The organism is Pseudomonadota bacterium, assembly GCA_036339585.1.
Classification (GTDB): Bacteria; Pseudomonadota; Alphaproteobacteria; order UBA8366; family UBA8366; genus UBA8366.
Genome location: JAYZAS010000011.1, coordinates 89,016 through 99,450, shown reverse-complemented (window position 1 = coordinate 99,450; position 10,435 = coordinate 89,016). Strand labels below are relative to the sequence as shown.

The window sequence follows — 10,435 nt, the reverse complement described above, 5'->3', positions numbered from 1 at the left end:
GGACTCTGGGAGGGCATTTGCCTTTCGACCACACAGGATCTGGAATACCTCGCCGGGGAGACTGAGGGATTCAATTTAACGATCATAGACACCCTTTCCAAAGCAACCCCCGGCGTCGATGAAAACTCCAACTCGGAAATGGCCGAAGCGTTGGAGCGCGCCTATCGCCTGGCCGATCGCTGGAACGGGTTTGTTTTAATTGTGAGCCACACGGGCAAGGATGAGTCCAAGGGCACCCGCGGCGCTTCAGCACTGAAGTCTAATGTGGATACGGTGCTGCGCACCAAACGAAGCGGCAAGGCAGCGTTTGTATCCATCGAAGTTGATAAACAAAAAGACGGCCCCGATGATCTGCGGATTGATTTTGAGATGCGGTCCCATGAGCTGCACAACAAACAGACCGGTGAGATCACCACCGAATTGGTACCGGTGCCGGTGGGCGTTAACCCGAGCGCGGACGCGCGCATAAAAGTTGCTCTGGCGCGTCAGCCCGACGCGACCCATGCGGAGGTTATTGCCGCTGTAACCGATCATGCCCGGCGGGCCGGTAACCCGCCTGTAACTGAGACCGCAATTAAAACCGCACTCAGCCGCGCCGTCCACCGTGGCGATATTCAAAAATCCGGCGGAACCTATAGCCTTTCAACGAGCATACTCTGATGCACAACCATCTTAAATTTTGTTTGAGGTTCTGTAACCAACCTGTAACCCGGCCGATGGTTACACCCTCCCCCCCTTTAGGGGGAGGTGTAACCGGGAGCACGGACACATGATGTTTGATCGCCGCGACTACAGCGTTGTTCCCGTAAGAGCGTGCGGATTAGTAAAACGCGGCACCTCATGGCGCGTGCTCGCAGCCCTCGGAAACTACGCAAGCGGCTGGGGCCTTTGTTATCCCTCACAAAAAACCCTCGGCGAACTGGCAGGCAACATGGACCAGGCGCATGTGTCGCGTGCGGTGAAGGATCTCCACCAGCTTGGTCTGGTGCGCCTGTTGTTACCCAAGGGACGCAAACATCCGAAAGCCGTTCAGCGCGGCAACCGCTATCAGGTTTTGTTTACCCCCGACGCACCCCTGCCCTCGGACAGGGAGTTGGACATTGGCTGGGGCGCGAGGACAAACCGGTGGTAAGCGCATACCTAAAGGGGGGTATGGGGGGAGAGATACCATTCTCTTATATAGCGCTTGAGGCGCATTCGGGGCGCACGTTGGGGCGCGCTGGGCGCGACCCACTGACCAGGAATCAGCAAATAAACCGCAGTTTACCGCTGCTTTTAAGCCGAAGGGCCCCGGGGATTACGCACAGATTACGTTTGCCAAAAAAAGGCATACCCCCCTCCCCCGGCACCCCGCGTTTGCTATCGGGGAGGCCTCTAAAAATTTTAGAAACTTAAGGAGAAAAATCATGACTACCCCTGAAACCATTCAGACCCTTGAGACCGACATTGCAGAACTGCGTTCGCGGCTGGCCGGATTAAACGGAGAGCGGGAGGTTGTAAAAAGTCTCGCGCTGAAGTCCGATCAGCCCATGGCCGAGCTGGTCGGCAAACGTATTGAAATACGCGAGGCCATTCAGATTACCGAAGAGCGTCTGGCGGCGGCGGAAAACCGTTTGGCGTCGGCGGTGCAAACGGCCGCGTTGGAAGAACGCAAACGAACGCGGGACAGTGTGTGTGCGCTGACCGATTCCATGCTTGCCGAAACGCATAAACTGGAAGCCGCCATTAAGCGCGGCGCCAGGCATTATAAAAAAGTACTCGACATAGAAAAAGAAATACGCGCCCTTGCCCCGGCCGCCGAGGGGTTGCCACCGGAGTTTTTACACGCAAGTCCCGGCGGACGATTGTATGAGTTTTTAATAACGGCTCTGTCGAAGCATTTCGCGCTCAGCAACATGACCATCAACAAATGGCCCACCCAAATACACTTCGAACAAAAGGGTACGCCGGAGCTCGCCTTCGCTCCGCACCTGCAGCTGAACGAGGAATGGCGAAACCCGTCTTGTTCCGAGGTGGAAAATGCAGACGGCTGGCGGGAAGCAACAGAGGAGGAAATGACCCATGTCCCTTCGTGATATAGCCGCGTCCAAAAACCCCCTGGCTGAACTGGTGCGTTTTGCGCTGACGGAAAAACAGCTCCCGGTGAACAATGCGTCCATCGCCCACTACTCATCAATGCTTGCCGCAGCGGTGGAGGCGGATACGGGCGGCACGGTTAGTGAAGACATGCAGCCCTTTATCGACAGCCTGACCGAGGCGGAAAAGTTTCCGGCGGCGGTTGAAGCGTTGGGCTCTTATATAGGAGCCTCGTCGGGCGAGGTGCGCCAGTTCCTGAACATTGCCGACAGTGCCGTTGCTATTCGCGGTGGCGCTGATCCTAGCGCGGTCGAAGAAAACCTCACTACTCTTCTGGAGGAGGAGCCGCCCACCGCACCGGAGGCCTACGCACATTTTGATGCGGAAAGCCGTGAACAACGTATTGCACAGGAAGAACGCATGCGGGCACCCGATCCGGATCGTCCGGAGCCGGACCACCGGTTGGACGAAACAGACACATCCGATGCAACGTCTGAGGAGCCTGCACGCCATGAAACTTAAAAAGCAGACCATCTACCGTATTGTGGATCCGGTGGTAAAAGGTTCTATAGAAAAAGACGGAAAACAGTACACGTTGATCGCACAAACATCCCACATAACCAAGGGTGGGCGGCAAACGACGCTGTTTACATGGCAAACACACTGCACCGAATGCGGCCTCAGGCTCGAATTTAAGACAGGACCAAGCCGTTTTAGCCCCGTAAACCGCTGCTCCTTACACAAAAAAAAGCCCCCAACAAAAACGTAAGTCTAACGTAACTCGGCCGCATTCACCCTTAAGAGTGAAATGGCCGTAATATCACAAACTATTGTTTTTACTGGGTAAAATGGGGTGGCTGATGGGATTTGAACCCACGGCCTCCTGATCCACAATCAGGCGCTCTAACCAACTGAGCTACAGCCACCATAAAAATAAAGCTTAACAAATAAACTTCGTCTACACGCGGCTGTCTTAATGCCGAAGAGCACGTACGTCAAGAATAGCAAATAACTATCAAACCTCAAATACACTTTGCTTTATTGACACCGCTTTGAGCGACCGACACTATACTGAAAAAACAGCAAAAATATAGAGATCACTGAAAATGCAAATAGCCAAAAATCTTAATCAGCTTGGTACTGAAAGCGCTTTCGAGGTGTTAGCACGCGCTGCTGAACTAGATACTGCAGGCCATGACGTCATCAATTTGGGGATAGGGCAACCTGACTTTAAAACACCAAACCATATCGTTGAAGCAGGGATTAAGGCTCTTAGGGATGGACATCATGGCTACACTCCAGCTAATGGGATCTTACCGCTCCGAGAAGCAGTTGCAGCTGACTTTCAACGTCGACACGGAGCGGATGTGCATCCAGATTGCGTTGTAGTCCAGCCAGGTGGTAAACCAACAATGTTTTTTTGTATCTTAATGTTCGGCGAGCCGGGAGTAGAAATTCTTTATCCGGATCCGGGATTTCCAATCTACAAATCAATGATAGAATATTCGGGTGCAAGCGCAATTCCCATTTTGCTAAAGGAAGAAAATGAGTTTTCCTTTTCTGCCGACGAAGTACTTGATCAAATAACTTCTAAAACCCGATTAATAATTCTCAACAGCCCCGCAAATCCTTGTGGTGGTGCAGTGCCCAAGTCTCAATTTGACAAGCTAATAGGTGGACTGCAGAAGTGGCCAGAGGTCGCAATATTCTCTGATGAAATCTATAGTCAGATGCTTTATGGCGAACGCGAACACGTGACACTGCTTAATTATCCCGAAATTCGCGATCGCTTAATTGTACTCGATGGCTGGTCTAAAACTTATGCGATGACGGGTTGGCGATTAGGTTGCGCAGTCTGGCCGCGTGAGTTGGCCCCGATAGCAACAAGGCTAGCCATCAATTGTCATTCTTGCGTCAATGCGGTGGCCCAACACGCTGGCATAGCAGCTCTGGAGGGACCGCAAAACGCTGTTCGCAATATGGTGGCTGCCTTTGATGCAAGACGCAGAATAATTGTTGAATCCTTGAACTCAATTGACGGATTTCATTGTATAGAGCCTGGTGGCGCATTTTATGCGTTTCCCAATATTTCCGGCACAGGCATGGACGCGAAAACTCTCCAAGATTTGCTTCTAGAAAAGGCTCACGTGGCCACCGTCGCGGGGACAGCTTTTGGTGACAATGGAGAAGGTTTTTTGAGGTTTTCATACGCTAATTCTAAGGAGAATATAATCGAAGCCATAGACCGCATTAGGAATTGCCTAACACAATAAAAAATGAATTAGGGTAATTGGTGATTTACATAGTTTTTTAATTTTTTTTTGAGAGTCTATAATTTTGGATGGTGTATCTTTAGTTGTGGTTTTAAAGCCCAACTATTCTTTAAAGCAACCAAACAAAGACATGAACGTTTACGTCCTAACTCAACAATGCTTAAAAAATAACTACTCAGTACCTAAATAAATTGGAGGGCACCGATATGATATATTCGCTTGGAGAAAAGCGCCTAACTACTGATGGTGATGACTTCTGGATAGCAGAAAATGCAATCGTAATTGGCGATGTGGTAATGAAAAAAAACTCCAGCATTTGGTATAATTGTGTTATCCGTGGAGATAATGATCCGATAACTATTGGCGAGAATAGTCAAGTTCAGGACGGGTCCGTTATACACGCGGACCCCGGCATTCCGTGCACCCTGGGAAATAATGTTAGCATCGGTCATATGGTCATGCTGCACGGTTGCACCATAGCTGACAATACGCTCATCGGTATTGGTGCAATCGTTCTAAATAATGCTAAGATTGGATCCAACTGCGTCATTGGCGCTAATTCTTTTATTCCTCCTGGAAAAGAAATTCCGGATAATTCAGTTGTCTTTGGTTCGCCAGGTAAAATTGTGAAAGAGGCGGGAGAAGAACACCGCGCGATGATTGCGCGCACATCTTCAAATTACGCAAAGCGATGGCGTGATTATCAACAAAATCTCAAATTGGAGAATTAGGAAAAGGAAATTTCACAAGTCACATGCGTCTTAATAGCAATAATCCGTATCAATCGCAGATATGGTCAGAACCTATAGATTATCCTTTAAACTTCGAAACCAAATGGCTCTTTAATGAATAAGCTTCTTCACTCGTAAATCCAAAATTATATTTGCGACTTGCTTGCGATCAGCAACATTATTCTATATCCATCGCCAAAATCAAAAAGGGAGTGAAAGATTATACCCATGGGTCAACTTAAATTAGGCATCCCTAAAGGAAGCTTGGAAAAAGCTACCATCGAATTGTTCAATCAAGCGGGCTGGAATATAGAGACACGTTCGCGCAATTACTTCCCCACAATAAATGACCCGGAAATATCTTGCACTCTTGTGCGGTCACAGGAAATGGGGCGCTACGTTGCGGGCGGAACAATGGATGTGGGACTTTGCGGTACTGATTGGATCGAAGAAACGAAAGCCGATGTCGAAGTCATTTGTAACCTCGTCTATTCTAAAGCGTCCGATGCTCCCTGTCGTTGGGTGTTGGTTGTTGAAAATGATAGCCCCATTAGAAAAATAGAGGACTTACAAGGAAAAACTGTAGCAACCGAATTAGTCAATTATACGGAAAGGTATCTCGCCAAACATAGTATTACCGCTAATGTTGAATATTCATGGGGAGCAACCGAAGCCAAAGTGGTAGAGGGCCTAGCAGATGCTGCGGTTGAGATTACGGAAACTGGTAGCACTATACGCGCACATGGTCTTCGCATTGTCTGCGACATTCTGCATACTCACACCGCATTCATTGCCAACAAAAGATCGTTTACTGACAAATGGAAAAAAACGAAGATCGAACAGATATCGTTAATGCTTCAAAGTGCCCTAGCAGCGCGACATCGCGTACTATTAAAAATGAATGTTCCATCTAGCGCTTTAAAGGATGTAACAAATCAGTTGCCAAGCTTGCACGCGCCCACTGTTAACAAATTAACGGATGAATCTTGGGTCGCTATTGAGACTGTAGTGGATCGTGACCAAGTGCGAACATTAATACCAAAGCTTAAAATCGCTGGGGCGCAAGGAATCCTAGAAATTGACCTAAAGCACGTTTCCTGAGCTCAGGAGATGAAACTAAAAGTCTGAGAAAAACGCCTAATTGAGTATTTGTATTCAACAACAATCTACTTATCTCAGCGCCGCCGTTCATAGGCGTTGATGACAAATTTAGCACGTTTCATTTTCAAACTACGCGCAACAAAATCTGAACAAGAAAAACCATACAGGAAAGTTGACTGCGATATGTGAGAAGTAGGCAGCCAATCTTCCTCGGCAAGATCATATTTTCTGTGCCGTTATAAATTCAAGATTTTCAAAGCGACCTTTAAGCTACTCAGCGGAAGAGCCGTCGCTTGGCATTCTCCGCTTCGCTTTTTAGCTTTTTTTCTACTTTGCGCTTTTCACGCTGTAGCTTTTCAAAACTAAGACTTGTGGACCATGCGCGCCTTTTAGATAAACGCATGCGTACTTTTCAGCGGCTACCTCTGGCTTGTAACCAGAGGTAGCCATAAAAAGTCAGTGTCAGTCTACTACGACAAGGTTTTCAGCAGACGACTTTCCATTGTTGCCTGGGACTAGCTCGTATTCGACCTTCTGGCCTTCTCTGAGCGTGTCCAGACCCGCCTTCTCAACAGCGGAGATATGAACGAATGCATCTTGACTACCCTCATCAGGAGCGATGAAGCCGTAGCCCTTGGTGGGATTGAACCATTTTACGGAACCTGTAGGCATGTCTCTTCCAATCATTTAGTTTCTTATCATGCAAAAAAACAATAATTTTTTTGCGGTGGTCGGCTTCACATTGTCGAGGAGTAACGCGAGGTAGCGCCGTGGCGTCTAGATCTCTACGCCTAGAATCTGCGTAAGCTGACGAAAATATGGGGTATTAGCGCCATAATTGCAATGCATTTAAAGATTATTCTAAATCTTGTTGATCAATACGCTTTAATTCCACAACTTATTTTTACGGGATTAGTTAAAATACGCTATACGGATTTTGATTGAAAATAACAAAGATCTCAATGCAACTTTTCTTTAGCTCTCTACCGATATTTTTGCGTTAATTTTTTGAGGCGGGTCGCGGCATATACCCCTCTCTACAAAATCTTGTTTTAATGGAACCCGTACCACTATATATTGCGGCATGAAACTCGGAAAACACTGTATAGTCCTTGATGGAAACACCAACGATCTATACCGACATTATAAGTATTTTGTTAATTGGGTTAGTGGGTGCAACCAAATTCTTATTGCAGAAAAGTTTTATGTTAAAAATTCCTACTCAAAAAGAGTAAAGGCAGACCAAAGTGGCACCGCAAAAATCATCAAAAACAAGTTCTATTAATGATCACCCTAGTGACCTTTTTGACACAGCTTTAACAAAAAAAATGGCAAAAAGTAACTACTCAGCTAAAGATATTGAGGTTTTGGAGGGGTTAGAACCAGTTCGGCGAAGGCCTGGGATGTACATCGGTGGCACAGATCAAAAAGCAATGCACCACCTTCTCGCTGAAGTTTTGGACAATTCAATGGACGAGGCAGTTGCAGGGCACGCAAGCCGTATTGAGATAGAATTGGCAAGCGATGGTTCTGCAACCGTAAAAGATAACGGCCGCGGAATACCTGTTGACCCACACCCTAAATTTAAAAACAAATCCGCTTTGGAGGTTATCCTCACGACCCTGCATTCTGGGGGAAAGTTCAATGACACCATTTATGCCACATCTGGCGGACTACATGGAGTTGGCATCTCGGTTGTTAACGCTCTTTCGGAAATACTTACAATTGAGGTAGCACGCCAACGTAAGCTGTACGTCCAAAGCTTTTCCAGAGGCAAGCCAAAAACTACCTTGGAAGAACGTAAAGCCCCAGCCAATCGACGGGGAACTTCGATAACATTTAAACCAGACAGAAAAATCTTTGGTGACACTATCTCATTTGATCCTGCCCTACTCTATCGCATGGCAAGATCAAAAGCTTATCTATATAAAGGAGTAGAGATCCGCTGGAGCTGTGCGGCCCAGTTACTTAAGGGAAGTAATGCCCCGCCTGAAACCGATAAACTCCATTTCCCGGGAGGGCTTACTGATTATTTAGTGATTTCGCTTGGCTCACGCAGTTCGCTGACCACAGAGCACTTTTTTGGTAGCGCTGCAGGTAGCGATCAAAAAGAAAAAATAGAATGGGCAATCGCGTGGCCCGACGACGAGGATGGTTTTGTCAATTCTTACTGCAATACAATACCTACACCTCAAGGAGGGAGCCATGAGGCAGCACTTAGAACAGCGATGGTTCGAGGCTTAAAAAATTATGGGAATCTTACGAATATAAAAAAAATCAGCAAAATTACCGGAGATGACCTTCTAGGTGGTGCCTGTGTAATGTTGTCGGTATTTATTCGCGATCCACAGTTTCAGGGGCAGACAAAAGATAAACTTTCATCACCCGAGGCCGCAAAATTAGTTGAAGGAATCGTTCGGGATCATTTTGAAATTTGGCTCTCAAATAATCCCGCTGGTGTAAGAGAACTTATAGAGCGAGCACTTGAACGTGCTGAAGACAGACAAAGACGGAGGTCGTCAAAAGATTTAGCGAGGAAAAGCGCGACCCGCAAACTTAGACTTCCCGGGAAACTCGCAGATTGTTCACAGAGTACATCCGAGGGGACAGAACTTTTCATGGTTGAAGGTGACAGCGCTGGGGGCTCCGCCAAACAAGCACGTCAGAGAACAACACAAGCTGTTTTGCCGTTGCGCGGAAAAATCTTGAATGTAGCGAGTGCATCTGCTGACAAATTACAAAACAATCAAGAGTTGACAGATTTAATTCAAGCGCTGGGATGCGGAACCAGAAGCGATTTTGATATTGGAAAACTTCGGTATGAACGCATTATCATCATGACAGATGCGGATGTAGATGGTGCTCACATTGCCTCCCTTCTGATGACCTTTTTTTATCGTGAGATGCCAAGCTTGGTTCAAAATGGTAGGTTATTTCTCGCACAACCACCCCTGTATCGATTGACACAAGGTAATAAGACCATCTATGCACGCGACGATGCACACCGTGAAAAGTTATTAGAAACCGAATTTCGCACAAATGCTAAGGTAGATGTCAGTCGATTTAAAGGTCTTGGCGAAATGCCCCCTCAACAGCTGAAAGAAACAACAATGGATCCAAAAACTCGAACACTCTTACGTGTTTCTATTCCACAAATTGATGATAAGGATGGTCAGCGTAAGACGGCGCGCCTTGTAGAGAGCCTTATGGGACGCAAAGCTGAAAAACGGTTCCAATACATTCAAAAAAATGCAGAGTTCGCCGGCGATCTTGACTTCTAGCATAAGGCCCAAGCCCATAAAGATAAAAAACACGTTATCAAAACCAAACTGACAGTGCGCTTAGTGGGCGCTCGATAAATCTTTGAATAAAACTTAATGCGAGAAACATAGTGACTTCATATTCTTTTACCGCCGTATTGACCTGTATCCTCTTTCTAGTGCCTCACATTTCGGATGCGCAAACATCCAAGCCCGTAAATCCCGAAGAACATGTTATAGCGATCGTGGGCGATGAGATAATAACAGAGCGCGAAATCAGACTTATGATCCCAAACTTCAACACAGAATTAAAAAAAATACCGCCGGCACAAAAAGTCCAGATCATGCGCGAGATCATAAATCAAAGAATACTCGCATCTGAGGGACGTGCCTTAAAGCTTGACCAAAGTAAATTATTTAAAGCAAGGCAACGTTCTATATTTGACACGGCTCTCGCCCGAACGACAGTCGATTACTTTATTACGAACGCCAGCAAAATTGATGAGCAAAATTTAAAAAACTTCTACAACAAAAACAAGCGACGCTACCGTGACGATCAGGTGCGTGCGAGTCACATTCTGCTTAAAACCAGGAAAGAGGCCGAGGACGTGCTTGAGGAGCTGAAAGCGGGTAAGGTCTTTGCTAAATTGGCCAAAGAAAAGTCCATAGGCCCGTCTAGTGTGAAGGGTGGTGATTTGGGTTTTTTTAAGCGCGGACAAATGGTCCCAGCTTTTGATAGTGCCGCTTTCTCTCTTTCCGAAGGTGCAACCGGCGGCCCCATTAAAACTCGCTTTGGATTTCACATAATTAAGGTTACCCAGATCAATAAAGGAAAACTCACCCCGTTCGAAGAGGTTAGGGACCAAATTACCAAAATATTGGTGTCTGAAAAGCTTGAGGCGTACCTTAAAAGCCTTCGGGACTCAGTAAAAGTTGTGATTAAGGATCCAAATTACGCAATTGGTGGCGAATAGTAGAGTGCTTGATAACACGG

The 10,435-nt window shown here is 46.8% G+C and carries 11 protein-coding genes and 1 tRNA gene; 10 read left to right on the top strand and 2 right to left on the bottom strand.

Annotated features, from left to right (window positions below; all coding sequences use genetic code 11):
- The 5 genes from VX941_08635 to VX941_08615 form a co-directional block, all read left to right on the top strand.
- Positions 1-660: AAA family ATPase (locus VX941_08635; protein MEE2933474.1), on the top strand; the 660-nt coding region annotated here is incomplete at its 5' end.
- 180 nt (positions 661-840) lie between these two features.
- Positions 841-1,395 (top strand): hypothetical protein, encoded by a 555-nt coding sequence (locus tag VX941_08630; protein MEE2933473.1) that lies wholly within the window; start codon positions 841-843, stop codon positions 1,393-1,395.
- Positions 1,396-1,406: 11 nt separating this feature from the next.
- Complete coding sequence (locus VX941_08625) at positions 1,407-2,075, top strand: hypothetical protein (GenBank protein MEE2933472.1); 669 nt, start codon at positions 1,407-1,409, stop codon at positions 2,073-2,075.
- Positions 2,062-2,598, top strand: a complete 537-nt coding sequence (locus tag VX941_08620; protein ID MEE2933471.1) for a hypothetical protein — start codon at positions 2,062-2,064, stop codon at positions 2,596-2,598. Before VX941_08625 ends, VX941_08620 begins: the two co-directional genes overlap by 14 nt.
- Entirely contained in the window at positions 2,588-2,845 is a 258-nt protein-coding gene (locus tag VX941_08615) for a hypothetical protein (protein ID MEE2933470.1), read from the top strand. The genes VX941_08620 and VX941_08615 overlap by 11 nt, the downstream gene beginning before the upstream one ends.
- An 80-nt stretch (positions 2,846-2,925) precedes the next feature.
- On the opposite strand, the gene VX941_08610 is transcribed toward VX941_08615, so the two are convergent.
- Positions 2,926-3,002, bottom strand: a tRNA-His gene (locus VX941_08610).
- A gap of 180 nt (positions 3,003-3,182) precedes the next feature.
- On the opposite strand from VX941_08610, the gene VX941_08605 reads away from it, so the two are divergent.
- The 3 genes from VX941_08605 (at position 3,183) to hisG (ending at position 6,181) form a co-directional block, all read left to right on the top strand.
- Entirely contained in the window at positions 3,183-4,349 is a 1,167-nt protein-coding gene (locus tag VX941_08605) for a pyridoxal phosphate-dependent aminotransferase (GenBank protein ID MEE2933469.1), read from the top strand.
- A gap of 206 nt (positions 4,350-4,555) precedes the next feature.
- Positions 4,556-5,080 carry a gamma carbonic anhydrase family protein gene (locus tag VX941_08600; protein ID MEE2933468.1) on the top strand — a complete coding sequence of 175 codons (525 nt, stop codon included), beginning with the start codon at positions 4,556-4,558 and terminating at the stop codon, positions 5,078-5,080.
- Positions 5,081-5,308: 228 nt separating this feature from the next.
- Positions 5,309-6,181 carry an ATP phosphoribosyltransferase gene (hisG, locus tag VX941_08595; GenBank protein MEE2933467.1) on the top strand — a complete coding sequence of 291 codons (873 nt, stop codon included), beginning with the start codon at positions 5,309-5,311 and terminating at the stop codon, positions 6,179-6,181.
- Positions 6,182-6,643: 462 nt separating this feature from the next.
- Here the strand turns inward: hisG and VX941_08590 are convergent, their stop codons facing one another.
- The gene (locus tag VX941_08590) at positions 6,644-6,853 is read right to left on the bottom strand and encodes a cold-shock protein (GenBank protein MEE2933466.1); all 210 of its coding nucleotides are present in this window, start codon (positions 6,851-6,853) and stop codon (positions 6,644-6,646) included.
- Between the two features lie 656 nt (positions 6,854-7,509).
- On the opposite strand from VX941_08590, the gene parE reads away from it, so the two are divergent.
- Both parE and VX941_08580 read left to right on the top strand, forming a co-directional pair.
- Positions 7,510-9,462 (top strand): DNA topoisomerase IV subunit B, encoded by a 1,953-nt coding sequence (gene parE / locus VX941_08585; protein MEE2933465.1) that lies wholly within the window; start codon positions 7,510-7,512, stop codon positions 9,460-9,462.
- A gap of 110 nt (positions 9,463-9,572) precedes the next feature.
- Positions 9,573-10,415 carry a peptidyl-prolyl cis-trans isomerase gene (locus VX941_08580; GenBank protein MEE2933464.1) on the top strand — a complete coding sequence of 281 codons (843 nt, stop codon included), beginning with the start codon at positions 9,573-9,575 and terminating at the stop codon, positions 10,413-10,415.
- Positions 10,416-10,435 lie beyond the last annotated feature (20 nt).